At 43.3% G+C, this 26,350-nt stretch carries 16 protein-coding genes and 1 pseudogene; 10 read left to right on the top strand and 7 right to left on the bottom strand.

Annotated features, from left to right (window positions below; all coding sequences use genetic code 11):
- Positions 1-362 precede the first annotated feature (362 nt).
- Together V7K61_RS06585 and V7K61_RS06580 are read left to right on the top strand one after the other, a co-directional pair.
- The gene (locus V7K61_RS06585) at positions 363-1,967 is read left to right on the top strand and encodes a sensor histidine kinase (RefSeq protein WP_335052023.1); all 1,605 of its coding nucleotides are present in this window, start codon (positions 363-365) and stop codon (positions 1,965-1,967) included.
- Positions 1,945-2,613, top strand: a complete 669-nt coding sequence (locus V7K61_RS06580; protein ID WP_335052021.1) for a response regulator transcription factor — start codon at positions 1,945-1,947, stop codon at positions 2,611-2,613. Before V7K61_RS06585 ends, V7K61_RS06580 begins: the two co-directional genes overlap by 23 nt.
- Positions 2,614-2,884: 271 nt before the next feature.
- Here V7K61_RS06580 and V7K61_RS06575 read toward each other — a convergent pair.
- Positions 2,885-3,208: pseudogene (locus tag V7K61_RS06575) on the bottom strand (methyltransferase domain-containing protein); the annotation flags it as partial.
- 101 nt (positions 3,209-3,309) lie between these two features.
- Here V7K61_RS06575 and V7K61_RS06570 point away from each other — a divergent pair.
- The 7 genes from V7K61_RS06570 to V7K61_RS06540 all read left to right on the top strand — a co-directional run bounded on the left by V7K61_RS06570 (position 3,310) and on the right by V7K61_RS06540 (position 14,755).
- A complete protein-coding gene (locus tag V7K61_RS06570) occupies positions 3,310-4,503 on the top strand; it encodes an NAD(P)/FAD-dependent oxidoreductase (protein WP_335052019.1) in 1,194 nt (397 codons plus the stop codon).
- 165 nt (positions 4,504-4,668) lie between these two features.
- Positions 4,669-5,316 carry an HAD-IA family hydrolase gene (locus tag V7K61_RS06565; protein WP_334841452.1) on the top strand — a complete coding sequence of 216 codons (648 nt, stop codon included), beginning with the start codon at positions 4,669-4,671 and terminating at the stop codon, positions 5,314-5,316.
- Between the two features lie 460 nt (positions 5,317-5,776).
- On the top strand, positions 5,777-7,510 hold the full coding sequence (locus V7K61_RS06560; RefSeq protein ID WP_335052017.1) for an ABC transporter permease: 1,734 nt from the start codon (positions 5,777-5,779) through the stop codon (positions 7,508-7,510).
- Between the two features lie 25 nt (positions 7,511-7,535).
- Positions 7,536-8,921, top strand: a complete 1,386-nt coding sequence (locus V7K61_RS06555; RefSeq protein WP_335052015.1) for an ABC transporter ATP-binding protein — start codon at positions 7,536-7,538, stop codon at positions 8,919-8,921.
- 227 nt (positions 8,922-9,148) lie between these two features.
- Positions 9,149-10,009, top strand: a complete 861-nt coding sequence (locus V7K61_RS06550; RefSeq protein ID WP_335052013.1) for a Tab2/Atab2 family RNA-binding protein — start codon at positions 9,149-9,151, stop codon at positions 10,007-10,009.
- A gap of 369 nt (positions 10,010-10,378) precedes the next feature.
- Entirely contained in the window at positions 10,379-11,692 is a 1,314-nt protein-coding gene (locus V7K61_RS06545) for a TldD/PmbA family protein (RefSeq protein WP_335052011.1), read from the top strand.
- A gap of 402 nt (positions 11,693-12,094) precedes the next feature.
- The gene (locus tag V7K61_RS06540) at positions 12,095-14,755 is read left to right on the top strand and encodes a chloride channel protein (RefSeq protein WP_335052009.1); all 2,661 of its coding nucleotides are present in this window, start codon (positions 12,095-12,097) and stop codon (positions 14,753-14,755) included.
- 245 nt (positions 14,756-15,000) lie between these two features.
- Here V7K61_RS06540 and V7K61_RS06535 read toward each other — a convergent pair whose 3' ends face one another.
- The 3 genes from V7K61_RS06535 to V7K61_RS06525 all read right to left on the bottom strand — a co-directional run bounded on the left by V7K61_RS06535 (position 15,001) and on the right by V7K61_RS06525 (position 19,911).
- Positions 15,001-16,146, bottom strand: coding sequence for a glycosyltransferase family 4 protein (locus V7K61_RS06535; protein ID WP_335052007.1), 1,146 nt, complete (start codon positions 16,144-16,146; stop codon positions 15,001-15,003).
- A complete protein-coding gene (locus tag V7K61_RS06530) occupies positions 16,143-17,405 on the bottom strand; it encodes an O-antigen ligase family protein (RefSeq protein WP_335052005.1) in 1,263 nt (420 codons plus the stop codon). The genes V7K61_RS06535 and V7K61_RS06530 overlap by 4 nt, the downstream gene beginning before the upstream one ends.
- Before the next feature lie 439 nt (positions 17,406-17,844).
- Positions 17,845-19,911, bottom strand: a complete 2,067-nt coding sequence (locus V7K61_RS06525) for a serine/threonine-protein kinase (protein ID WP_335052025.1) — start codon at positions 19,909-19,911, stop codon at positions 17,845-17,847.
- A 546-nt stretch (positions 19,912-20,457) separates the two neighbouring features.
- Between V7K61_RS06525 and V7K61_RS06520 the strand changes: the two genes are divergently transcribed.
- Entirely contained in the window at positions 20,458-21,684 is a 1,227-nt protein-coding gene (locus tag V7K61_RS06520) for a peptidase (RefSeq protein ID WP_335052003.1), read from the top strand.
- Positions 21,685-21,990: 306 nt separating this feature from the next.
- Here V7K61_RS06520 and V7K61_RS06515 read toward each other — a convergent pair whose 3' ends face one another.
- The 3 genes from V7K61_RS06515 to V7K61_RS06505 form a co-directional block, all read right to left on the bottom strand.
- Complete coding sequence (locus V7K61_RS06515) at positions 21,991-23,874, bottom strand: ABC transporter ATP-binding protein (RefSeq protein ID WP_335052001.1); 1,884 nt, start codon at positions 23,872-23,874, stop codon at positions 21,991-21,993.
- Positions 23,875-23,948: 74 nt separating this feature from the next.
- Entirely contained in the window at positions 23,949-24,935 is a 987-nt protein-coding gene (locus tag V7K61_RS06510) for a glycosyltransferase family 2 protein (RefSeq protein ID WP_335051999.1), read from the bottom strand.
- 132 nt (positions 24,936-25,067) lie between these two features.
- The gene (locus V7K61_RS06505) at positions 25,068-26,279 is read right to left on the bottom strand and encodes a glycosyltransferase (protein ID WP_335051997.1); all 1,212 of its coding nucleotides are present in this window, start codon (positions 26,277-26,279) and stop codon (positions 25,068-25,070) included.
- Positions 26,280-26,350 lie beyond the last annotated feature (71 nt).

Genomic DNA, 26,350 nt, shown 5'->3' with positions numbered 1-26,350 from the left:
CATCCACCTTTGAACTGGATGAATCCATATAAAAGACTCGTTCATCCACCTTTGAACTGGATGAATCCATATAAAAGACTCGTTCATCCACCTTTAAACTGGATATAATCTCAAACCATTCCTCAGTCTCCAGCCCATGATCCCCAATTGCAATAAACTGTCTCAAATGGGGCTACGGTGTATACACAAGCCTGAAATAGTTTACTCACCTGGTTTTTCGTGTCCGTTTTACCCCACCCTAACCCTCCCCTTGCAAAGGGGAGGGAACTAGATTGATTTCTTTTTCCCCCCTTTCCAAGGGGGGATTAAGGGGGGTAATTTGACTTGTGTATACACGGTAGCTCAAATGGGGAGGGGTAATAATGAGCAGCATCACCAACCATCGCCGCGATCGGAGGTTTGGGATTAAAATAACAAAGCTGTTTTCGGGTTGGCAGCAAGTATTTGGAGAAGCACGCACCCGGATTTTGCTCTGGTACTTGCTGATTTTGGGGATAACATTTCTCATCGCCATTCCCGCCTTTCGCTATAAGCTCTACCACCGCATTGATGAGCGAGTTCGTCAAGAGATGGTAGAAGATATGGCGGCTTTTAATGCCTTAATTAAAGGTGAAACCTTTGCTACAGAGGATGTGCCGACAGAGGACGATCCAGAAGACATAGTAATTGGCCCAGAGCAATTGAAATGGTTACTGGCTGGAAAAAAACAAATCACTCCTCCCACTTCCAAGGAAGATTTGATTAAGCTTTTCAGAGCTTATCTGTTATATCGACTACCAGAGGATGATTCTTATTTCATCACCTTTGTTGATGGTGAATTTTATAAATCTAGCCCTAGAGCGCGTCCCAAACCACTTGCCAAAGACTCACAACTCATGGAACGGTGGGCAAAACAAACTAAGCCAGAACAGGGAGAAAAAGAATTTTCCGACGCCGATCTCAGTAAAATCCTTTACATGGTGGAACCGATTAAAATTAATGGACAAACGCGAGGTGTCTTTGTTGTTGCCCATAATACAGATGGTGAGCGAGCAGAAACACTGGAAGCAGTTTCCGTAATTATTGAAGTTTCTAGTTTAGTGTTTGTGGTGTCGTTCATTCTGGCGTGGTTGGCGGCGGGACGGGTGCTAGCTCCCCTACGGACAATTACCACCACTGCCCATGCAATTAGTGAGTCAGATTTAACCCAGCGCTTACCTGCACAAGGTAAGGGAGAACTGGCAGAACTAGCAACGACATTCAACGAAATGATGGACAGACTAGAGGCAGCTTTTGCCACCCAGCGAGAATTTGTCAACGATGCGGGGCATGAACTCAGGACTCCCATTACCATAATTCGCGGACATTTGGAACTGATGGGAGATGATCCTCAAGAGCAACAGGAAACCTTGGCACTGGTGATCGGAGAATTAGACCGGATGAGTCGTCTGGTGGATGATATGATTTTGCTGGCAAAGGCAGAACGCTTAGATTTTTTGCAGTTGGCAACGGTGAATGTAGCCGAGTTAACCCAAGAGTTATTTGCCAAAGCCCAAGCACTGGCAGAGCGGGACTGGCAAATAGATGCGGTGGCAAAGGGTCAGATTATAGTCGATCGCCAGAGAATTACTGAGGCTGTGATGAATTTAGCCCAGAATGCGACTCAGCATACTGGAAAGAATGATACTATTTCCATAGGTTCTGCGATCGCTAAAGGAAAAGTGCGTTTCTGGGTACGCGATACAGGCGAAGGCATTCCCCTTATCGATCAAAAACGGATTTTTGAACGTTTTGCTCGAACTCATAACAGTCGTCGTCGTTCCGAAGGTGCGGGATTGGGGCTGTCAATTGTCCGAGCGATCGCACAGGCGCATGATGGACAGGTATTGCTTCGGAGTCAACTAGGAAAAGGTTCGATGTTTAGTATCGTTTTACCCCTCGATCCCCCGCAAGAAATGAGTGCTTATGCCCAACATTCTCATCGCTGAAGATGAACCCCGCATTGCCTCATTTATTGAGAAAGGATTGCGATCGCAAGGTTTTACAACGACAACAGTTGCCGACGGACTGTATGTGGTGGATGTTGTTCACAGTGGAGCTTTTGACTTACTAATTTTGGATTTGGTATTGCCTGGAAAAGATGGCTTTCAGGTATTGGAAGAACTGCGGGGACAGGGAGAAAATTTACCTGTAATTATTCTCTCAGCTCGGAGTGACATTCACGATAAAGTGGCTGGACTAGAAGGAGGTGCGGATGATTATGTCACCAAACCTTTCCGATTTGAAGAACTTCTGGCGCGGTTAAAGTTGCGTTTGCGATCTGCTAGATCAGTAAGAGATACCCAAGAGTTTATCCTCACAGCGGGTAATGTGGTACTCGATTTGCGGACTCGACGGGTAAAAGTAGGCGATCGCTTTGTAGAATTACCTGCGCGTGAATTTACAATGACAGAAATGTTTTGTCGTCATCCCGGACAAGTTATTAGTCGAGAACAACTCCTAGATTTCGTTTGGGGCTACGACTATAATCCAGGTTCTAATATTGTTGATGTCTATGTTGGTTATCTCCGCAAGAAACTAGGCAGCAACATCATTGAAACCGTTAGAGGGATGGGTTATCGCTTGCGAACCTAATACCAATCGTGTCAATAGCACTGCTTTGCAAAAGGGAGTTAGAGGGGGTGAAAAGGACTTGTGTGTACACTGTAGCTCAATACAGTTCTTAAGCATTTCTTTCTTCTCTCAGTGCCGCGCCAGTTGCTTCTCCTGTCGGAGACGCTACGCGTAGCTTGCTTCCCCGAAGGGGTACAAGTCGGGGAACCGCAAGGGCGCACTGGCTTCTCTGCGCCTCTGTGGTAGCCTGCGGCAAGCCGTTCGCGTAGCGTCTCGTAGAGAAGCGTCTACGTTAAAAAAATTGACTTTGACAAAGAGTTTTAGCCTTAACTGAACCGTATTGCACAATCGACCAAACTACATCAAAACTAGCATCTGGGAAAGAAAGTACCATAGCATCATCCACAAGAAACTGCACATCAAGTTCCTCTTGGGTTAACTGCTGGGCGCGTTGGACTTGTTGGGGACTAATGGTAATACCTGTGACTGCAAAACCGTAATCTCGTGCCAAGATGCGACTGCTACCTCCAATTCCACAGCCAACATCTAAGACAGTGGTGGCAGGGGGTAATTTATCTAAACCACCCCAACGTAGCATTTCATGTACAAAGTCAGATTAAAACCATTCATACAAATGGAGGGTTTTGAAACCTAAACTTTCAGTTACCCTGAAGTTAGTTGCCTAATTAATATTGATTGTTCCATAACATAGAATAGATGACTGAACAAACTTCTAGAATTTGTATCCTTGGTGGAGGCTTTGGTGGTCTCTACACAGCCCTGCGGTTAAGCCAATTACCTTGGGAATCTACGCAAAAACCCGAAATTGTTCTAGTAGATCAAAGCGATCGCTTCCTATTCTCTCCTTTACTTTACGAATTACTCACAGGCGAACTGCAAACCTGGGAAATTGCCCCACCCTTTGAAGAACTTTTACAAGGCACAGGGGTGCGTTTTTATCAAGGTGTTGTGTCTGGAATTGACATCGACCAGCAACGGGTAAATATCCAAGAAGGCCCAGAAATCCCTTACGACCGATTAGTGCTGGCACTAGGAGGTGAGACACCGCTAGATTTAGTTCCTGGTGCGGCAGCCTACGCCTACACATTCCGTACAATCTCTGATGCCTATCGTTTAGAAGAACGCCTGCGATTTTTAGAAGAATCGGATGCTGATAAAATTCGGGTAGCGATCGTTGGGGCTGGCTACAGTGGTGTAGAGTTAGCTTGTAAATTAGCCGACAGACTAGGCGAAAGAGGACGCTTTCGGATAATTGAAATCGCCGACCAAATCTTGCGAACTTCCCCAGAGTTTAATCGGGAAGCAGCAAAGAAAGCAATAGATGCCCGTGGTGTGTTTCTTGACTTAGAAACCAAAATCGAATCAATCGAACAAAATAGCATTTCCTTAGAGTACAAAAACCAGCTAGACACGATTCCCGTGGATTTGGTAATTTGGACTGTGGGAACTAGGGTTGCGCCTGTAGTAAATTCTCTTGCTCTCAAGCAAAATCAGCGCGGTCAAATCATCACTACATCCAATCTGCAAGTCCTCGATCGTCCAGAAATCTTTGCCTTGGGAGATTTAGCAGACTGTCATGATGCTGAAGGACAGCAAGTCCCCGCTACGGCACAAGCGGCTTTTCAACAAGCTGATTATACTGCTTGGAATATCTGGGCAACTTTGACTAATCGCCCCCTACTTCCCTTCCACTACCAACAGTTAGGAGAAATGATGGCACTAGGAATAGACAACGCCACTCTCACTGGTTTGGGAATTAAACTAGATGGCCCCTTGGCATACGTCGCTCGTCGTGCTGCTTATTTATATAGATTGCCAACTTTAGACCATCAGCTGAAAGTTGGTTTTAATTGGCTATTCCGTCCGATTATAGAAACACTTTCTCGGTAACTTTCAAGGCAGGGAATTGGGAATTGGGAATTGGTAAAAAAACCAATACATTTACGATGATTTGTTTAATTTCCGCCAATCTACTTAGCAGATGCTAGACTCTACCCACAGAAGCTCTTAACAAGCCAAAATCTAAAATTCAACATTCAAAATTTTCAAACTTTGATGGAACAACCGAAAGTTATTTTTTTAGATGCTGTGGGTACACTCTTCGATGTCAAAGGTGGTGTGGGCGAAGTTTATAGTCAGATAGCCCAAGAATTTGGCGTTACAGTTTCAGCCGAAACATTAAATACAGCCTTCATCCAAAGCTTTAAAACAGCGCCGCCGCCGATATTTCCAGATGCAGAACTGCAAGATATTCCCCAGCGCGAGTTTGATTGGTGGCGGATAATTGCTCTGAACACTTTTGAAAGGGCAGGTGTTCTCAAGGAATTTTCTGACTTTTCGGCTTTTTTTAGCGAACTTTACATTCACTTTGGCACTGGCGAACCGTGGTTTGTCTATCCCGATGTCTTACCAGCTTTAATCAACTGGCGGCGGTTGGGAGTTAGCTTGGGGGTACTGTCCAATTTTGATTCTCGGATTTACTCAGTATTGCAAAGTTTGGGATTGAGAGAGTTTTTTACCTCCGTCACCATTTCTACGCAGGTACGTGCAGCTAAACCCGACCCGCAAATTTTTGCCATTGCCTTAGATAAACATAAATGTTCCCCAGAGGCGGCATGGCATATTGGCGATAGCATTGTAGAAGACTATCATGCAGCTAAAGCAGCTGGACTCAGAGGCGTTTGGATTAACCGTGGTAAATGAGGGTTAATCAACAATGTCCAAATGTCAATTTAATCCATAAGACATCTCCAGAAAAGAAAAAAGACCCCTCTCCAAACCTCTCTCCGTTTCGGGGAGAGGCTTTAAAACCCCCCTTCCCTGCCTTCGGCACGCTGCGCGAACGTAGGGAAGGGGGGTTAGGTCTGGGTGCAAATTTGTGGTATCTAAATCTTTTTCGGAGATGTCTATAGAGAACTGTACAACCTTGTAATACGCTAAAACATAAACTACTTTGTCAGCGATCGCAGTAGAGTTGATTGACAATAGAGTTACTCAAAAAGCATTGTTACTTGCAGGCTTACCAACCAGAAAAGATACCACTTTGAAGGATTTTATAATGGTATTCTGACCATAGGCTATCTACATCATTTGCCGTTGAATACTGAGGGCAATAATGTATTATTAGTTCAAAAAGGTATGCCAGCTCCCTAATTATCGTTAAATGCTGAAGCAAACTTTTCCTTCCCCTGAAGCACTTCGACGGTTCCCTTTTGGTCTGGCTGATATTGCTCTCATTCTTGGTACATTGGTGCTGCTGGCGCTGGTTGCGCGTGTCGGTGCTGGAACATTGGTGAGTTTTGTACCACCAGATGTAGTACCAGGTATCAGCCTCGACCCGCGCAATCTACCCTATTACGCTGGGCGCTCAACCCTGCGAATGTTTATTGCCCTGTTTTACTCAACACTGTTCACCTTAATTTATGGTTACGTTGCGGCCAAAAGCCGCCGCGCTGAACAAGTTCTGATCCCACTGCTCGATATCTTGCAGTCGGTTCCGGTACTCGGCTTTTTATCTATCACAGTTACAGGTTTCATTGCCCTATTTCCCGGAAGTCTATTAGGGCTAGAAGCAGCATCGATTTTTGCAATTTTTACCAGCCAGGTCTGGAATATGACCTTTTCGTTCTACCACTCACTGAGAACACTACCACCGGAACTGGATGAGGCAGTAAGGCTCTATCGGTTGTCAGGATGGCAGCGGTTCACCAAACTGGAATTGCCTACAGCGATGATTGGGTTGCTGTGGAATGCAATGATGAGTTTTGGGGGCGGCTGGTTTTTTGTAGCCGCGAGTGAAGCTATCAGCGTACTGAAGCATGACTACACACTACCGGGAATTGGCTCTTATGTAGCAGCCGCAGTAGCAGCTAAGAATTTACCCGCCTTGGGTTGGGCGCTATTGACAATCGCTGTGGTAATTATCTTGGTAAATCAACTATTTTGGCGACCGTTAGTCGCCTGGGCGGATAAGTTCCGCCTGGAACAGAGTTCAGCAGCCCAAGCACCCGAATCCTGGGTTTACGATCTGCTAAAAGCAGCCCGAATTCCGCGTCTGTTGGGGCGGTCGTTAGCTCCTTTGGGCGAAGCTATCAATCGTATTCTCTCATTGCTAACGCCACCTCGTATTCCCCGGACTGTAGAAACTGGTAGGCAAGAAATGGGCGATCGCCTCTACAACTCGATCCTACTTATTTTAATTGGGGGGCTGTTGGTTATCGGGTTACACTTCATTTTCACAACAGTGGGATTGGGTGAAGTTGTCAAGACCTTTGGGCTGGGATTACTCACTCTGTTACGTGTGTTGGTATTGCTGATATTTTCGACATTGGTTTGGACACCCGTTGGAGTAGCCATTGGGTTTAATCCCCGACTGGCAAGTTTGTTGCAGCCTGTGGTGCAATTTCTGGCCTCGTTTCCAGCAAACTTTATCTTTCCCTTCGCTACGCTCTTTTTTATTCGTTTCCATATCAGTATTGATTGGGGTAGTATTCTGTTGATGTCCCTGGGCGCACAGTGGTATATCCTCTTTAACTCCATTGCTGGAGCGATGAGTGTTCCGACGGATTTGCGCGAGATGGCAACCAGCCTCGGTTTGCGTGGTTGGCTGCTATGGCGCAAGTTAATCATTCCCGGCATTTTCTCCGCCTGGGTAACAGGTGGTGTCACTGCCACTGGTGGCGCATGGAACGCCAGTATTGTCTCTGAGGTTGTCGCTTGGGGACAAAGCACCCTGACTGCCAGCGGATTGGGAGCATATATTGCTCAAGCAACCGGAGCAGGTGACTGGCCTCGCATTACCCTGGGGATTGGAATGATGAGCCTATTTGTTGTAGGGCTGAACAGAGTTTTTTGGCGACGACTGTATGAGCTAGCAGAAACCAAATACCATCTCTAAACCATCGCTCGCTAGAGGAGCCAGCATGACTTCTACCCCAGTTACTAATAACGTACTAATCGCTGTCGAACAAGTTAATAAAAGTTTTCCCCTGCCAGAAGGCAAAGGGGAATTTAAGGTTCTCCGCAACATTAATCTGACGGTAGGTGCGGGTGAAGTAGTAGCATTACTGGGACGCAGTGGCAGTGGCAAAAGTACGTTACTACGGATTATGGCAGGCTTGATTCCACCAAGTGAAGGCAGGGTAATCAGCAATGGTAAACGCCTGCAAGGTGCTAACCCTGGTGTCGCAATGGTATTTCAAAGCTTTGCACTACTGCCCTGGCTGACAGTACAAGAAAATGTCGAGTTAGGGCTAGACGCTCAAGGTGTTAGTCAGGATGAGCGGCGACAACGAGCGCTGAAAGCTATTGACTTGGTGGGTTTGGATGGTTTTGAAAGTGCCTATCCCAAAGAGTTGTCTGGGGGAATGAGACAGCGGGTTGGCTTTGCCAGGGCATTTGTGCTGGAGCCGCAAGTACTATTTATGGATGAGCCATTCAGCGCCCTAGATGTGTTGACAGCTGAGAACCTGCGGGGGGAAATTGATGATTTATGGAATGCTGGCACATTTCCGTCCAAAAGTATCTTGATTGTCACCCACAACATAGAAGAAGCGCTGTTTCTGGCAGATCGGGTGATTATCTTGGGATCAAATCCGGGGTATATTCGCGGTGAGGTGGTGATTGATATGCCGCGGCCTCATGACCGCACCAGTATCCGCTTCAAATCGCTGATAGATTATATCTACACGGTAATGACGAACCCAGAAGTGGAAGTGAGTGGGGCAGTTGCAGCATCCACATCATCAATAGAAGTATCGCGATCGCCTAGTGTAATCCAAGAATCGCCCTATGCAAAACCCTTGCCTCATGTAAGAGTCGGTGGTATTAGCGGTCTGCTGGAGTTAATTGTAGATCAACCAGAGGGCAAAGATGATATTCCCCGTTTAGCAGAACGAATCCGGCTAGCCGTTGACGATCTTCTACCGATGCTTGATGCAACTGTGATGCTGGGCTTTGCTGAGGTTGCACAAGGGGATGTCTTTCTCACCGAGATTGGGCAAGATTTTGCGACCACAACCATTCTCCGCAGTAAAGACCTATTCCGACAGCAGGTGTTGGCAAATGTGCCAGTTGTAGTCAGCATGGTGCAGACATTGCGGGAAAAACGGAATCGGTCAATGCGAGCGGATTTCTTTATCGATTTACTTGATGAATATTATCCCCATGAAGAAGCCGAACGGCAATTTGCCACAGCCGTAGATTGGGGGCGTTATGCCGAACTGTTTGAGTATGACGCTAGTGAAGATAGACTGTATCTGCCAGAACTAGTAGCAACGCAAAGCGGTGAATCTGAGTCGATGGAATGAGGGAGCAATCAATTCAAAATTCAAAATGACGCTCTCTACGAGACGCTAAAAGCGTAGCTTGCTTCCCCGTAGGGGTACGCGGACTAGCTAACGCTGCGCTAACAAAATTCAAAATTAAAGAACTTCTGCCCAATGCCCAATGCCCAATTCCCAATTCCCAATGCGCCCCAACACTCGTATGATCGAGATATCAGGAAAACATAACAGCCAGATTTTTACCGCAAAACATGGGCAGTATTTGGGAAATCGATTTTTACTCCCGTCCGATTTTGGACGCTAATCAAAAAAAAGTTTGGGAAGTCTTAGTCTGCGAAAGCCCCTTGGATATTGGCGCAAAAGCAGACTCTTTGTTTCGCTATGCTCAATATTGTCCCAGTACCCAGGTAAATTCGGGCTGGTTGCGGACAGCATTGCAGGAGGCTATTGACGAAGCCGGAAAAGCACCAATTAAAATCCGCTTTTTCCGCCGCCAAATGAACAATATGATTACTAAAGCCTGCCAAGATTTGGGTATTCCCGCCCAGCCTAGCCGCCGGACTTTGGTTCTCAATCAATGGTTAGAACAGCGGATGGAGGAAGTGTATCCTCAAGAGGCAGGGTATCAAGGGGGGACTAATCCCTCAGTCCGGTTGGAGAAACCCTTGCCGCAACGTTTACCAGATGCTTTGGAAGGACAGCAATGGGTATTTGTTACTTTAGATGCTGCGGATTTGGCAGAAATGCCAGAGTGGGAAATTGGCTTTGGTGAAGCTTTCCCTTTAGAGTTGGTGCAAGTGCCACCCGAAGCTCGTATTCCTGGTATTTTGATTTTTTCATCGAGAGCGTTGCCCTTGGCTGGCTGGATGTCTGGTTTGGAGTTGGCTTTCTTAAGATTTGACACCAGCGAAGAGGCGAGATTGGTTTTAGAAACGGGTGTAACTGAAAGTTGGATTGTGGCAAATATCAAAAAACCTCAAATTTTAGCGGAAGCTAAAGGTTTTGAAGCAGCCAAGCAAAAAGCTAACGGAGTACATTTTATCGGTGTACAGTCCGATCCCAAAGCAGAATCTTTTGCTGGTTTTTGGCTGTTGCAAGAGGTTAATCTGTGAAAATGGGCAGGGGAGCAGGGGAGCAGGGGAGCAGGGGAGCAGAGGAGCAGAGGAGCAGGGGAGAAATTGCAGTAAGTTTTTCTCCTCTGCTCGTCTGTCTCTTGTGCCCAATGACAAATGACGAATGACAAATGACAAATGACAAATGACTAGATCCGTTAAGACATGACAATGATTTGGGATAATTAACTGCGTCCATCAGTGTCGATCTGCGGTTTCCAATCGTAACTGTAAAGAAACACTGATGATTTTTGGATAGTTATCTGCGTTCATCACTGGAAAGTGCGTAGGCGTAGCCCGTCGTAGACATCGCACTTCTGTTGAGACAGCGTTGATATGCGGTTCAAAATCCACAATTCATTAAGGGTCATGGGTTCTGAAAATTTGTCACAAGATACACTCGCCGAACAGTTGCTGGAACTAGCTATAAAATCTGGAGCAGAAGCTGCTGAAGTGTATCAGTCGCGATCGCTTTCTCGCCCAGTGTTTTTTGAGGCAAACCGACTCAAACAGCTAGAAACTAACCAATCTGAAGGCACAGCACTACGGCTTTGGCGAAACGGGCGTCCGGGACTAACGGTGGCTTACGGTTCTGTCTTAGCCGAAGTAATGGTGGAAAAAGCTCTGGCTCTGAGTCAACTAAATCAACCGGAAACTGTAGAATTAGGCTCTAACTTTCAGCCTTCCTACCCCGATTTAGGAGAAAGTTTCCCGATAGAAGTTTTGGTGGACTGGGGCAAAGAAGCGATCGCACTCATCCGTGATGCCTATCCCGATGTTGTATGCAATGGTGACTGGGAATGTGATATTGAAACCACCAGACTAGTCAACACCAAAGGTTTAGATTGTCACTATACTGACACTACCCTCAGCTGCTATATATCAGCAGAATGGGTGCGCGGTGATGATTTTTTAAGTGTTGCTGATGGTCAAACCAAGCGCGGGGAACTCGACCCAGAGAGATTAGCTAACCAAATTTTACAACGGTTAATTTGGTCTAGAGAAAATATCTCACCTCCTACTGGTCGTGTCCCAATTTTGTTCACTTCTAAAGCCGCCGATATGCTTTGGGGTACTGTACAAGCCGCTTTGAATGGCAAGCGAGTTTTAGAAGCAGCTTCACCTTGGGCAGAACGTTTGGGTAAAGAAGTAGTTGCACCCAGTCTCACCATCTACCAAGATCCCGAAGCTGGCCCTTACAGTTGCCCTTTTGATGATGAAGGCACTCCGACTCAATCTCTGGTATTTATCCAAAATGGAACTTTACAGCATTTCTATGGCGATCGCACCACCGGCTCCCAACTGGGTACTAACACCACTGGAAATGGTTTTCGCCCTGGTTTAGGTAGCTACCCCACCCCTGGTTTATTTAATTTTCTCATCCAGCCAGGTTCGGCATCGCTACCAGATTTGATTCAACAACTAGATGATGGCTTGATTGTCGATCAAATGTTGGGTGGTGGCGGCAGTATTTCGGGAGATTTTTCGATCAACGTCGATTTAGGCTACCGCGTCCAAAATGGTCAAGTAATTGGGCGCGTTAAGGATACGATGGTTGCAGGTAATGTTTACACAGCCCTGAAGCAATTGGTTACACTAGGCAACGATGTTGATTGGAATGGTTCTTGTTATACTCCATCTCTGATAGTAGAAGGGCTATCTACCACGGGAAGAAGCAATTGAAAAAGAATTCAGAATACTCTACCCATAAAGGGATACAGTTTTAATCAGGAAGAATATTTAATACTAGTTTCGCCTACCAGGGGTGAGATTTTAACCAATATTCAAACGTTCGCTGACTTGATAACCCTCTGCTATCACCCACTCGGATACAATTAACCCGGATTTATCACGCATAGTGTAGGCAGAGGGGGGAGAGGAGTGTGGGGAGTGTGGGGAGTGGGGGGGTAAGACTTCTTCCCCATCCTCCCACACTCCCCACACCTCCCACACCTCCCACACCTCCCACACCCCTTGGATTTCTCACTTGTGAGAAATCCAGGTTCATACTAAATTCTGACGCCTTGGCGGAGTGTCTCCGGCTCCGTTCCTGAGTTTTGAATTATTCTTGAAAAACTTGACATCATGTGGTATACACCTATCTTCCAACGCTTGCGGCAACTGCTACAACCACGGCGTCGTTTAGCAATTTTTGAAGCTTGTCTGATTGGTTTGGTTTCTGCTCTTGGAGCAGTCTTACTCAAATCGGGGGTAGGATTGCTAGGTGCTTGGCGAGTGCAGACATCGCTGCTGCTACCAGCTTGGTTGGTGCTACCAGGTATCGGACTTGCCTTTGGATTCCTCGCGGGATGGCTAGTTGAGCGCGTAGCACCAGAAACTTCTGGGAGCGGCATTCCTCAAGTGAAAGCAGTGTTAGCGCGTATACCAATTGCTCTAGATTTGCGGGTTGCCGTGGTCAAGCTAGTGGGTGGTATTCTGGCACTAGGTTCTGGGCTAGCTTTAGGGCGGGAAGGCCCAACAGTTCAACTTAGCGCAGCTTTAGCAGCTCAACTCAGTCGGTGGTTTCCGACTTCACCAGATCACCGTCGCCAGTTGATTGCTGCTGGTGCTGGTGCTGGGTTAGCGGCTGCCTTCAATACGCCGATCGCAGGTGTATTGTTTGTAGTAGAAGAACTGTTACAGGATTTTTCTGAATTTACCTTGGGTACTGCGATTCTGGCTTCTTTTATCGGTGCCGTCGTCTCGCGCGTATTGGGTGGTCGCAGCCTGGATCTCAATCTAGCATTAACTGCTTCCAAGACAGATTTTTTTGTTCAAGATATTCCCTTCTATTTGGTGTTGGGGGTTGTGGCTGGGTTAATGGGGGCGTTATTCAATCGCGGGATTATTGCCAGCTTAACTGTTTACCGCCGCTCTCTACGTTTTGGATTACCTGTTCGTGTCGCCTTAGCTGGGTTAGTGTCTGGGATGATTGTGGCATTATTACCCATAGCGTTTCGAGACAACACAGGACTGCGGGAAATTTTAATTACAGGTGAGGCTAGCTGGTCAATAGCTGCGATCGCCTTTATCTCTCAGTTTATCCTAACTCTCGTCGCTTATGGCTCTGGTGTCCCAGGAGGATTATTTGCTCCCGCTTTGACTCTTGGGGCTGCCCTTGGCTACTTGGTGGGTATGGGAGAACACGCTCTACTTCTTCCTTTGGGGATAGCGAGTGGATTACCAATTACTTATGCTTTGGCAGGAATGGGCGCATTTTTTACTGCGGTGGCCAGAGTGCCCATGACGGGCATAGTCATTGTGTTTGAAATGACTACAGATTTCAACTTAGTACTGCCCTTAATGATTGGCTCGGTAACATCGTATCTAGTTGCTGAAAAGTTAGCACCAGGCTCGCTATACGACAAACTTTTGGAGTGGAATGGCATCGTTATCCAAAAAGCAGCACCTGCGGGGGGGATAATGACAAATTTGACAGCCAAAGATGTCATGCAGCAACAGGTAGAAACTCTGGATACAGAGATGCCTTTAGATGAAGTAATCCAAGCATTCGCCCGTTCTCATCATCGTGGCTTTCCAGTGGTAGAGGAAAGTAAGCTTGTAGGGATTGTGACGCAATCAGATTTACTCAATATTCGCGATCGCAATTTAGCAAATGATACTCCCTTAGGGGAAATTATGACTACCACTCCGGTGACAGTCACACCGATTCACACCCTAAGCAATGTATTGTATTTACTCGATCGCTATCAAATCAGTCGCTTACCAGTAGTAAACGGACGAAAACTGATTGGGATTATTACCCGTGGAGATATTATTCGGGCGGAAGCAGATCATCTCAATGGTGAAAATGCGACACCGAAACTGCGACCAGAACCTTCATATATAGTTTACCAGACGCGATCGCCCAGTACTGGTAGAGGTAGATTATTAGTACCCGTAGCTAACCCCGAAACAGCGGGTATTTTATTACAAATGGCAGCAGCTATTGCCCGCGATCGCCATTATGAAATAGATTGCGTGCAAGTGATGCTCATACCCCGCCACAGTTCCCCATCAGAAACACAGGTAAGAACGGCAAAAAGCCGCCGCTTACTACGACAGGCAGAAGTCTTAGCAAAAAAGTGGAAAATTCCCTTACACACGCAGATTCGAGTTACCCACGATGTAGCGCAGGCAATTTTGGAGACAATCAACGAACAACACATCGATCTAATCTTAATGGGATGGAAAGGTAACACATCTACCCCTGGTCGGATTTTTGGCAGCGTTGTTGACACCATCATTCGCCAAGCCACCTGCGAAGTTGTATTAGTCAAGCTAGGCACTACTCCCCACTCAGAACTCCCCACTCAGAACTCAGCACTCAGCACTCAGCACTCATTTAACAGTTGGCTAGTTCCAGTGGCTGGTGGCCCCAATTCCCCACTGGCAATTAAATTGCTACCAGCTTTAATTACATTGGGAAACGATCCTAAAATTCGCCTGACACAGGTGTTTAAACCATCTGAACTCAAGCCAGATATGTCAATTTCAGAACAAGCCATCCGCCATTTGATGCGTCGCCGCAAATTGTCCAGTACTGTAGTTGCTCTCCCAGTGCAAGCTAATTCAGTCGCTGAAGGTGTGATTAAGCTAGTGCAAACCGAAGGTTACGACGTTGTAGTTTTGGGAGCTTCCCGTGAGGGATTGCTACAGCAAGCGATTCAAGGTAATATTCCTGAAGCGATCGCTTCTGGTGTCGAAAGTACAGTGATTTTGGTTAGAGGTGCGATGCAAAAATAAAAAACATAGATTTTAGTGATTTTTTTAATGATAAAATACACCAATAATTAGAGTAAAAATTATTGGTATTAAGATTGGAATAGCAACTATAAGTCCCCACTTACCAAACTTAATTTCCTCACCCTCAGATTTGAGAAACGCAATCCAACCGACAACTCCCATCAAAACCCAAAGAAATCCAAAGGCAAGAAATATAATAAATACTGAATCGTCCATTATTTTTACCAAATTTTCTTAAATTGTAACTAATTCCCACTAAATAACTTTGCTAAACTTGCACGAAACTGACTAAAATCAAAAGCTTCAATAGTTTTTTGTTGTAAATATTTTGGTTGGTAAATTACTGGATTAGAGCAATCACCTTGCAGGATTTGAATTAGATTATCGGCAATTTCTTCAACGTTATCAGGATCGACCAAACATCCCAACTTTCCGTCAGCCAAGGGATCTATAGAACCATCTTGATTACCCGCCAATACAGGTTTACCACAAGCTAAAGCTTCTAGAAAAACAATTCCAAATCCTTCTCCTTTACTAGGCAGAGCAAAAACATCGCAGAGATTGTAATGATCGCACAATTCTTTATCTGGAACAAATCCGGCAATTGTCACACAATCTTCTAGATTTAAGTTGGTAACTAAAGCTTTAATTCGAGGTATATCATCTCCTTTACCTGCAAGAATAAAGTGAACATTAGGGAGATGCGATCGCACCTTAACTAAAGCATTCAGGATTTGGTCATAACCCTTGTATTTGGCCGTGCTTCCCAGACGCGTTACTGTTAAAATTACAGGCTGTTTATCTGTTAAATTATATCGTTTGAGTAAGTAGGTAGGTTTAGAATTTATTGGAAACTTATTAGCATCAAATGTATTAGGTAAAATAACTATTTTTTCTGAATCAATATTTGGATTTTGAAGCAAGCGCTGGCGAGTGTAATTACTAACACTAATGATTTTATCTGCTTTTTCTAAAGCGAATTTTGTTGCCTTATTTTCGATATCCCAAACTTCTAAGCCATGAGCAACTACCCAGTAAGGAATTCCAGTGAAAAATTTGAGAATATAACAAACAATAGCATAGTTAACATGAGTAGAAATGACTATGATAGGATGTTGAAGAATAGCTAAAATAATTATTTTTGTGGCAAATAAAATCGGTTGTAGTAACTTTGGTAAATCTCCAAAATAATGAAATCTTGTTGAGCTTAAAAACTGCAATTTATCTGGTTGTGTTAAACTATACTTATCATATTTGAGAAACACATCATAATCAGCTTCAGGATATATATCTTGTAAAGCTTTCAGAAAAAATTTTGAGTAAACTTGAATACCTCCCTTGAAATCAAATATATTCGGAAATATTAAATAAAGACGAGGTTTAGAACTCATATTTTTTTGGCATTTTCAATAATTTCAGGTTTTAATTGCGTGACAACATCTTTTCGAGAATTGATAGCCGCTGCTATAAAATAAAACTCAATAGTTGTAAAAGTATAATCTTCAGTAAAAACATCTGGAATTTGAGACACTAAAAACATAATAATCGGAACAGTAATTAAAGGATTAGCATATTTAATTTTCAATGCTATTTTCGTTAAAAAATTAGTAAATAGCAATAATCCAGGAATTCCTTGTTCTGCTGACACATTTAAAAATATATTATGTGCGTGATAACTTTTTTTCCCCCAAACTTTCACTCCTATCTGGTCTGGAAAAACTCCTATACCGATACCAGTAAATGGTCTTTTAATAGTTTCATTAATAGCTGCCTGCCACATTTCCAACCTTGTAGTCCCTGTTCTTACAAGCGTAATAATCTTTTTTCCATGTGGATTTAATAAATTTGAATTTTCTGTAAATAAATTAGTTAATGGAAATATTTTACTATCTGCCAAACCAATTCTCCGTGTAGAAACTGGTACGGTTACAATGAATAAAAACAACAGGCTTATTAGATAAATCATTTTTCTAAAACTAATAATTTTATATATCAGCAAAAGAAACATCCCAATTAAAAAAATTACCCAACCATTCCCACTGGCAGATAAAGCTAAGGGAATTATAAAAATTAATTCGCTTATATTTAATTCAATTTTAGAAATTTTATTCTGTTTTTCTAAAATCAGACTTAAACATAATCCAATGGCGACTATAACCCCAAACTGATTAGGGTTTTGCATAATTGAACCAATCTCAGGATAAAAGCTAGGGAATTTTAATGATTTAAAAATCCAGTTGTTGGGAAGTAAAACCTCTAAAAAACCCAAACCTGCAATTATCTGTAGCAAGGATAATATGCAACGATAATAAAATGTTAAAGATGGTGTTGTTATATTCTTAAAGGTTAATACTAAAAAAGCAAAAAATAATATGTAATAAGTTGAGTATTTTAAACTATAAGTAATAGCAATATTTGAAAACTCGCTCATTAATGAGGAAAGCCACATCCACAAATACATGAGACTTATCGATATCAAAATCATTTTATGTTTCTTAACAACTTCTGGTATAGATTTTAGCGATAAACTAATGATTCCAAAACTAAATGCCGGAAGTAATAAATAATGAATACCAATATTTATTCCTGGAAATTTAATTCGCCCTAAAAGCGAAGAAAATAGTATGAGTAGAAAAAATATATTAATCATAAACTTTTATTTAAAGATATTTTTTGACAAAATAAGTAGGTGGATCTAAATAAATATAAGATAGTTCGTCATTGCGTACTCCTTTGGAGAACCCGAAGGGTACGAAGTGAAGCAATCGCAAAGACTGAGATTGCCACGCTTCACTTCGTTCCGTACCCTACGGGAACGCCAAGGGCGAACGCAATGACATCTTATATTTAATTGCGTCTGCTTACTTAAAACCTATATAAACCCACTTTTGCAGATTTAGGGATGGATTTTGATATTTTTTTCAATCTATAATCCTGAACACGTAGAGAATATTACCATAATACAGTCTTCGCCAATATCATCTTTTGAAGCTATGATTAATTTGATATTTTTGCACAGCTAAATATTCTTTCTGAGGTAGAACCTAAAAAAGTCGCAATTTATTCTGAATGTACAATATCAGATATTTTTAATTAATCATCTGCCAAATTTTGAGAATGTTCTCACCACTTCCACCACCGGCAATGGTTTGGCCATCTGGGCTAATGGCAACGGCATAAATATATCCAGAACCTGTCTCCAAAGTGCGGATTTCCTTTCCTGTAACTGGGTTCCAAAGTTTGATTGTCTTGTCACTACTGCCACTTACAAGGGTGATAGCATTTGAACCTACGCTTGGCAAAAAGGCGACAGAATTAACCTTATCATTATGTCCTTTTAAGGTGTGGATTAACTTTCCTGTTTTCAAATTCCACAATTTAATTGTCTTGTCTTTACTACCACTGGCAAGGATGACGCCATCGGGAGCAAAAGCGACTGAAAGAATCGACTCTGCATTTCCCTCTAAGCTGCGGATTAACTTTCCTGTTCCCAGATTCCACAATTTAATTGTTTTATCCCAGCTACCGCTGGCAAGGGTTTTACCATCAGGACTGAAAACTACAGATGCAACACCACTGGTATGTCCCTCTAAGGTGCGGATTAACTTTCCTGTCTCCAGATTCCATAGTTTGATTTTCATATCCTTACTAGCATTGCCACTCGCAAGAGTTTTGCCATCAGGACTGAAAGCTACGGAAGTAACTCCGTCGCTATTTCCCTCCAAAGTGCGGATTAACTTTCCTGTCTCCAGATTCCACAGTTTGATTGTCTTGTCCGCACTGCCGCTAGCGAGGATTTTGCTATCAGGACTGAAAGCTATAGTCCAAATCCAATTGGAATGTCCTTCTAAAGTGCGGATTTCCTGTCCACCCGTCAGATTCCATAGCTTGATTGTCTTATCATCACTGGCACTGCCAAGGGTTGTACCATCAGGACTGAAAGCTACGGAATTCACGTCACTAGAATGCCCCTTGAAGGGTTTGGGTAGATAAGAATAAGAATTTTCTGAGACGTTTTTTTGGGGCTGAATAGGCTGAGAAATAGGTTCAGGAACCTCGCTGACTGTCTGGGGACGAGACTGAAAATACCAAATTCCCCCTAATCCCAACACCAAAATGCTAGAAACTAACAGCAGTTGACTTTTCAGATTGTTATTTGATTTTGATGAAACTGGCACCTTGTTTGCTGGGGTAGTTGCAAATGTTGGTGTAAGTATAGTTGGGGGCACTGATGAAAATGGTGGTATTTGAGGTGTCAAGTCAGTGATGACTTCATCAGCCGATTGATAACGCTTTTGGATGTCTAGTTGCAACAGCTTATCCAAAACTTCACCCAACTCCATAGATATAGAAATCCCGTCCCTACCTGAACTGGTTAAATGTTGCCGCCAAGATGCAACCCAACCATAACCCTGGTGTATCCATAGTTGAGATGGGCGAACTCCAGTCAGGAGATGAAAACAAGTAGCCCCCAAACTGAATAAATCACTGCCTGGGTAAGCTTTTCCCTCTTGCATCTGTTCCAGTGCAGTGTAACCGTGTGAGCCAATCACAGTGCCCATTTTAGTTTGCACTGTTGCTGTCAGCAGCTTGGAAGCTCCAAAATCAATGAGGATTAATCGCCCATCACTTTGACGGCGAATAATATTCTGTGGCTTGATGTCTCGGTGAATCACTCCCCGCAGATGGATAAACTTCAGTACCGGCAGTAAATCTAGCAAAAGTTGGCGAATCTCTGTTTCGTTATAGTTTCCTCGCGTTTCCGATTCTTTGAGCAAGTTTTGCCCATCGATAAACTGCTGCACCAAAAAGAGATAGCTATTTTGCTCAAAATAAGCCAATAAAGTTGGAATTTGCGGATGTTCTGCTAGTTCTTGCAGTCGGCTCGCTTCTTGTTTAAATAATTCAACGGCCTTGGTTAGTGGGCCAGTTCCCTGAAGTTTTGGTGCGAATTGCTTAACAACACAGCATTCATTCAGTTTGTGTACATCTTTGGCCAGATAGGTTCTACCAAATCCGCCTTCGTCTGATAAAACCTGAGTGGGACGATAGCGACCTCCTAGCAGGGGTATCAATTCCGCTCTACAACTGTGGCAATAGTTGTTTTTATCAGGATTTAAGGGTTTTTGGCAATCGGGATTCACACAACAGAGCATACTGGGAATCCATTTCATTTGGGGTATATATTCATCTTAAGTCATGCAGTATAATCTCTCTTGTTAGTAAATATCACTGAGACACCATACAAATCCCCAATTTCCTTACCTCATCAGGTATTGAACAATTTAGATAAATTGCAAAAAATTGTGTTTGAGCGATGCCTTTTGACGAATTGATCGGTGTTAAGTTTGCTTGTGTATTACATCTGTGTGAGCCATTGAGGCAGGTTTACAAAAATATCTGGGCAAAATTCCGAAAAGCAGCAATTTAAGTTTGTAGCTCAGTATATACCTACGAAATTGAGATTTTCTCTAGTAGTCTAAATTGAAAATATAATTTTTCTGATTTGATTGTGACAAACATTTGGGTATGTAGGATATACGAATTCATTTGATTACAGGCGATGCCTTTAGCAAGTCGCTAAGGTATATACGCTAAATTTCCCTTTTCGTTTACATAACTGCTGTGGCTAAAACAGCAACTAGTATTAATTTTGTCTTTCAGGAAGAGACAAAATTATCAGCAAAATTAGGAGCGTAATTATGCTATTAGACAACAAAAACTATCGTCGCAAATTAAGTAATGTTTTAATTGGTTGCGTGAGTAGTAGTTTGTTAATCACAAGTAATGTGCTGCCTATAAGTGCTTTGGTGAAATCTCACAGTTCTCAAGACTTCATAATTGCTAAATCACCAGATGAGAGACAACCAGAAGCAGTCAAAAAAGGAATTGAGCAAATTCCTGCTTCTCAGGCATCAATATCTCCAAAACGGAAGGTTTCTATTGAGTCACCAATACAGCAGTCTAATAGAGAAAATTCTCAGCGACGAACTTCCAGTGTTTCAGATAATAGCTCTACTCCTAGATCGTCTAGACGTAGGACTTATAACTCAAATTCTAATCGTTCCAATAGTGGTGGTGCATCTAGATCCTCTGGAACTAGAACTGCAAATTCAAACGCCAATCGTTCTAATGGTGGCTCCGGGAGAGTTCGCAAGCCAAGTTCTAATGTCGCTACAACTGGGAACCAAAATTTCGATAATTCAGCGATTTCTTCACCTGCAACACCAACTTATAAAGAGATTAACTTTGTAGATGTTGCATTAGGGATTTTAAGTAAGAGTGACTTTCAATCTGAAGGTAGATATTTTCATTTCTATGAGTTTGAGGGTAGAGAAAATCAATTAGTGCAAATTAGACTGATTGGTAGTAATGATACACGTAGATCGAATAACTTGAGTTTAAAACCATTGTTGTTTCTGCACGATCCTGATAATAATATCATTGTTAAAAAAGGCGCTTTGGATAAAAGCAGTGGTGGCGATGATGCATTTATTTTTGCGCGACTGCCTAAGAATGGCATTTACAAGATTGCTGTTACTAGTCAAGATCCTGGAGATACAGGTCGCTATAGTTTGGCTCTGAGGAATGATAGAGCGAGCTATACTTTAGATGAATCAGATCAACTAACTGCCAAAAGCTCAACCCTGAAACAAAATGGAGGCGCTTACAATGTTTCTAATTTTCAAGGTAAAAAAAATCAGCTGATAAGTATTCGTGTAGATAGTGTTGATGAAGAGTTTTCTCCTTATGTAGCTTTGTTAAATTCTAAAGGACAGGCGATCGCAATCGATAAAGACAAAGACAAAAGTGGTGTCTACAGTGCTTTAATTGACCGAGCGAGGTTGCCTGAAGATGATACATACTATATAGTTATTACTTCCAAAAATCCACAGGAACGCGGTAAATATAGATTGACTATTTTCTGAAGTAATTACCAATTCTGGTATTGAGACTATTACTATGAGTAGGATATAGCCCGGAATGTTTTTTATTTACCGTAATAGTCTCGATGCCATTGTACAAAGTTCATTTATATCATGTCCGCTTGATTGCTTATTAAACCCGAAGAACCCCACCCCCGCCAAAGCTACGCTTTGTCTCCCCTCCCCGCAAGCGGGGAGGGGATTAAGGGGAGCCAGCGCGGTCTTGGGGGTTTCCCCCATGAGCGACTGGCGTGTGGGGTGCAATGACTGTGGTTAGCATAACTAATTATGCGGACATGATATTAAGGGTTATTGGTGTAGATAATTGGTCTTTAAAGACGCGATAAATCGCGTCTCTACATGAGGACTCTGATGGGAATTTCTCGCAGATTTCAAGGCATACATTGCGCTGTAACGTCCACTTAAGTGCAGTAATTCTTGATGCGTACCTTGCTCTAAAATCTGTCCGTCTTCGATGTAGAGAATTAAATCGGCTTGTTCAACGGCTCTAAGATTATGAGAAACTACAAAGGTAGTGCATTTTTGAGTCAAGCGATCGAGTGCTTCATTGACGGCGTGTTCGTTTTCGTTGTCTAAACCAGTGGTTGGCTCATCTAAAATTGCAATCGCAGCTTGACGAATAGCAGCACGAGCAATAGAAATTCTCTGCCGTTGTCCTCCCGAAAGTGTTGCCCCTCTCTCACCTAAAATAGTCTCGTAGCCTTCGGGTAGCGCCATGATAAAATCGTGGGCATTTGCTAAACGCGCAGCTTGTTCAATTGCTTGGTCTGAAGCCCCCAAACACCCGTAGGCAATATTATCTCTGACGCTGGCAGCAAATAAAACGCTGTCTTGTAACACCACGCTAATTTGCTGGCGAATAGATTGCACCTTGTATTCGCGCAGGTCGTGACCATCAACTAAAATCCGCCCTTCTAAGGGGTCATAAAGTCGCAACAACAAACTTACTAAGGTGGATTTACCGCCACCAGACGGCCCCACTAAGGCGACGTGTTGACCAGGTTGCACCTCAAAATTGATGTTGTGTAAAGTTCTCTTGGTTGGTTTGTAGGCAAAGGTAACATTTTCAAACTGCACACCTCCTAACAAAGGCGGTGCATCCATTGCTCCCCGCGAATCGCGGATTTCGGGTACTGTATCCAGCACATCCAGGATGCGCTCCCCGGAAGCGGTAGCTTTAGCGATTTGTCCGGTGTATTTGGCAAGTTGTCGCATCGGCTTAAAAGCAATCCTGAGATAGTTGACAAATACGAGTAAATCCCCAGGTGTAATTGCCTTTGCCAATACCAACTGCACACCCCGCCATAACACTAAAGCAGTGGCAATTCCTACCAGCAGTTCCACCATTCGTTCTAAACCGGCTGCGAGTTTTTGCGCCTTGGCACTTTCTTTTAAACTTTGGCGATTATGACCGGAAAAGTTACTCTCCAGCATATTTTGCAGAGAGAGAGCTTGCACAACTTTGATTGCCCCGATGGATTCCGCCGCCGTTGCCGCCATTGCCCCTTCGCGTTGACGTTGCGATCGCACTACTTGGCGGATGCGTTTTGTCAAGCGGGTGGTGAAGAAAATAAATAAGGGAAAGACGGCGACGGCAATCAGCGCTAGTTCCCAATTCAGCCAGAACATGACAAAAATCATCCCGGCTAAGGTGAGGGAATGGGCAATTAGGGGTAATACTGCCATCACCGTCACCTCCCGCAGTCGTTCAATATCGGAGGTAACGCGGGTAATTAAATCGCCGCTCTTGGCTTTGTGGTGAAATGATAAAGAGAGATTTTGGAGATGACTGTAAAGTTCAGAGCGAATCTCAGTTAACACATTACTAGCTGCCAGTGCCATGCCCACCACACTGAAGTAAGCAGCAGTAGCGCGAAGTAAAGCGATCGCTACTAACCCCAACGTCAAGCCTGTTAATAGGGCAAACGGGCTAAGTTCTGAAAGTAGGGGAATACCCAAAGACTCAGGCCGAAAACCAGCTACAAGGATGTAATCAAAAATAAACTTTAGCGGCCAGGGTTCCAGCAGGTGCAAGAAAATTTCAGCTATCAATGCTACAAAAGACACAATCAGTAGCGCCTTTTGTTTGCTCAACTGGGGCGAAAACCGTTGCAAAATCCGCACAATTCCTGGTAACGCAGACCTTAGACTTTTAGGATCTCGATGCGCCATATCATACAAATAATCCAAAACCCAAACTAAATCTGACTTTCAAAAATTACGAATTACGAATTACGAATTACGAATTACGAATTATGAGTATAGCGAGCGCTAATATAGTAATTTAATTTTCTTTCAAGAGCGATCGCTATTTTCTCCAGCCACAGAGGATTTTGCCCAAAGGTAAGACGACTTAGCAACGGTTTCAAAAATCCCTGATGGCGACGATGCCCCATCCGCTTATAGCGTTTCTTGAAATACTTGTCATTCATTGTCAAATTCCACTTTTTAGAAAAGTGTTCTAAACTAGCAATTTCCCAAGCATTACTCCAACGCAACATAAAGAATGCTAGTTCTGACAATTCAAACTTTAGCCCTGGTACATAAGTAACTACCGAAGTCGGTTCACAGTAAAATGTACCTCCGGCTTCAGCTACTTTTAGACAAAAATCGATGTGTTCTCGTGTGCTTAGAAATCCCTCATCTAACAGCCCGATTTGCTCAAAAATATCGGTGTGAACTAACATACAGTGAAACTCGGCAAACTCGCATTGTTGGCGATGAAGCTGATGCCGCACCTCAGCAACTTTCCGATTTACAAAGTAATGTTTTTCATGCACCCGTCGCTTGATTCCAGTCTCCTGTGGCTCGATAACAATATGAGCTTCACCCCCTGCTAAATGTACTGTTTCCCCCAAAGGCTTGCCAATGCAAGTTAGCGGACAGACTACAGTCGCGTTTGTTTCTTTAGCGCATTCGAGTAAGGAGTTGAGCCAACCTGGACTGACAATTACATCGTTGTCAATAAATACTAAATATTCGCTATTAACTTGTTGTAAACCGAGGTTACGGGCTTGGTTGGGTGAAAGGTAATGTTCTGTGCGGATTAATTGGAATCCTTTTTTTGCGGCTTGTTCTTGGAGGTAGCGCTGGATATGCTGAGGTGAACCGCCATCTACATAAATTAGGGAGAAAGGTAATTGAGTGTGTTCGTAAATGCTTTCTAAAGATTCGCGGGTATAACTGAATCGCTCACGCTGCGAAACAATTATGATTATTTCTGCTTTATTCATGGTTCAAATTCTGTTTTTACAAAATGAATTCCTCTCTTCTCTCTGTGTTCTCTGCGCCTCTGCGGTTAAATAAATAATTAACCGCAGAGACACAGAGGGCGCAGAGAGAGAAAAAAAGAGTTTTGACGTTCTCTATACGAGATATATTTCGCCTAACAAAGCTGCATCAGACATCCTTAAGACTCGTTGGTAAACATTCATCCAGTTTTGATATTCTACTGATGGGGCAAGCTGTTGAGTTACTTTTGTCTTAGCTGATGCACCCAACTTTTGTCGCAGTTCTGGTTGTGTTGCCAAATATCGGATTGCAGCAATTAATTCTTCTGTACTGCCGGGGTTGATAAGTAAACCGTCTACACCATCTTCTATGATTTCTGCGATCGCATCTACACGAGTGCCAATTATTGCTCGACTCGCCAACATTGCTTCCAACAGCGTATTCGGGCAACCATCATGCAGTGAAGGAATTGCAAAAATATCTAAATGTGGTAAATAAGCTAAAGCTTCTTGGCGGCTGGTAATTCCAGTAATATGGAGGCGATGACCAATTTCACTTTGTTGTATTTGTTGCTGCCAATACTTTCCTTCTTTCTCAACAAAATCACCTATCAGTAAAAGTGTTAAATCTAACTCTTTACCCAAATCGGCGCAGGCATCGAGGAGAAATTCAATCCCCTTCTTATCTCGAAATCTACCCGATGAACCGATAACAATACCTGGCAATTCTTTAACTAAAGACGGGGTGGGGAATTCCTCAAAGTCGATAGGTGCGATGGAATTCCAGAAAGCTGATGATTTTAACTTGACACTTGGAGTAATAACACTAGCTCTTTTGAGCAAGTCACGGCTGACAAATGTCACCCAATCAGAATTCTCTAAAATCCATGCTATCTGAGCATGATTTTTAGGATTAAAAATATGTTTGTGCAAGTCGCTACCGCGAACACTATTAATTACCGGAACATCATTTTCTTTTGCTAAAAGCGTCGTTACATAACCTGTTTCATTCAGAAAAAAGGCGTGAAATAAGTCAAAATTATGTTTTTGATGCAGATATTTGAGTTGAAAGTAAACGTCGCTAAAAAAGTCTTGAATTTCTGTTGTCTGAGTACGAATGGCTGACTTAAGGCGATGCACAAACACACCATCTTGAAGCATTGAGATGCAACTTGCTCGTCTGCGACTTCCATCAGAAACTAGCCGTTCTTTCGAGCGAAAAACTGCAACATGAACTTCATAGCCTCTGTCAATTAGCATCCTTGCAATCCGATGCACTGACTCACCAACCCCGCCAACATCGGGTGGATATTCAAGTGTAGTAATACAAATTTTTGTTTTATCCATGATTGGATTTTCTGGGATTTTATCTACTATTAGTTTTTGGATTTTGGATAAAAAATCAATATACCCTACTC

Origin of the sequence: Nostoc sp. (assembly GCF_036918015.1) — a bacterium.
In the GTDB taxonomy this organism is placed as follows: Bacteria; Cyanobacteriota; Cyanobacteriia; order Cyanobacteriales; family Nostocaceae; genus Nostoc.
The sequence above is the reverse complement of the archived record's forward strand: the minus strand, read 5'-3'. Positions and strand labels throughout refer to the sequence as shown.

Coding starts and splice junctions, on each gene's coding strand:
- V7K61_RS06545 (WP_335052011.1), top strand. CDS start 10,379: ATGGGTTCTGAAAATTTGTCACAAGATACACTCGCCGAACAGTTGCTG.
- V7K61_RS06510 (WP_335051999.1), bottom strand. CDS start 24,935: ATGAATAAAGCAGAAATAATCATAATTGTTTCGCAGCGTGAGCGATTC.
- V7K61_RS06530 (WP_335052005.1), bottom strand. CDS start 17,405: ATGATTAATATATTTTTTCTACTCATACTATTTTCTTCGCTTTTAGGG.
- V7K61_RS06520 (WP_335052003.1), top strand. CDS start 20,458: ATGCTATTAGACAACAAAAACTATCGTCGCAAATTAAGTAATGTTTTA.
- V7K61_RS06580 (WP_335052021.1), top strand. CDS start 1,945: ATGCCCAACATTCTCATCGCTGAAGATGAACCCCGCATTGCCTCATTT.
- V7K61_RS06525 (WP_335052025.1), bottom strand. CDS start 19,911: ATGCTCTGTTGTGTGAATCCCGATTGCCAAAAACCCTTAAATCCTGAT.
- V7K61_RS06585 (WP_335052023.1), top strand. CDS start 363: ATGAGCAGCATCACCAACCATCGCCGCGATCGGAGGTTTGGGATTAAA.
- V7K61_RS06535 (WP_335052007.1), bottom strand. CDS start 16,146: ATGAGTTCTAAACCTCGTCTTTATTTAATATTTCCGAATATATTTGAT.
- V7K61_RS06515 (WP_335052001.1), bottom strand. CDS start 23,874: ATGGCGCATCGAGATCCTAAAAGTCTAAGGTCTGCGTTACCAGGAATT.
- V7K61_RS06565 (WP_334841452.1), top strand. CDS start 4,669: ATGGAACAACCGAAAGTTATTTTTTTAGATGCTGTGGGTACACTCTTC.
- V7K61_RS06540 (WP_335052009.1), top strand. CDS start 12,095: ATGTGGTATACACCTATCTTCCAACGCTTGCGGCAACTGCTACAACCA.
- V7K61_RS06560 (WP_335052017.1), top strand. CDS start 5,777: ATGCTGAAGCAAACTTTTCCTTCCCCTGAAGCACTTCGACGGTTCCCT.
- V7K61_RS06550 (WP_335052013.1), top strand. CDS start 9,149: ATGGGCAGTATTTGGGAAATCGATTTTTACTCCCGTCCGATTTTGGAC.
- V7K61_RS06555 (WP_335052015.1), top strand. CDS start 7,536: ATGACTTCTACCCCAGTTACTAATAACGTACTAATCGCTGTCGAACAA.
- V7K61_RS06505 (WP_335051997.1), bottom strand. CDS start 26,279: ATGGATAAAACAAAAATTTGTATTACTACACTTGAATATCCACCCGAT.
- V7K61_RS06570 (WP_335052019.1), top strand. CDS start 3,310: ATGACTGAACAAACTTCTAGAATTTGTATCCTTGGTGGAGGCTTTGGT.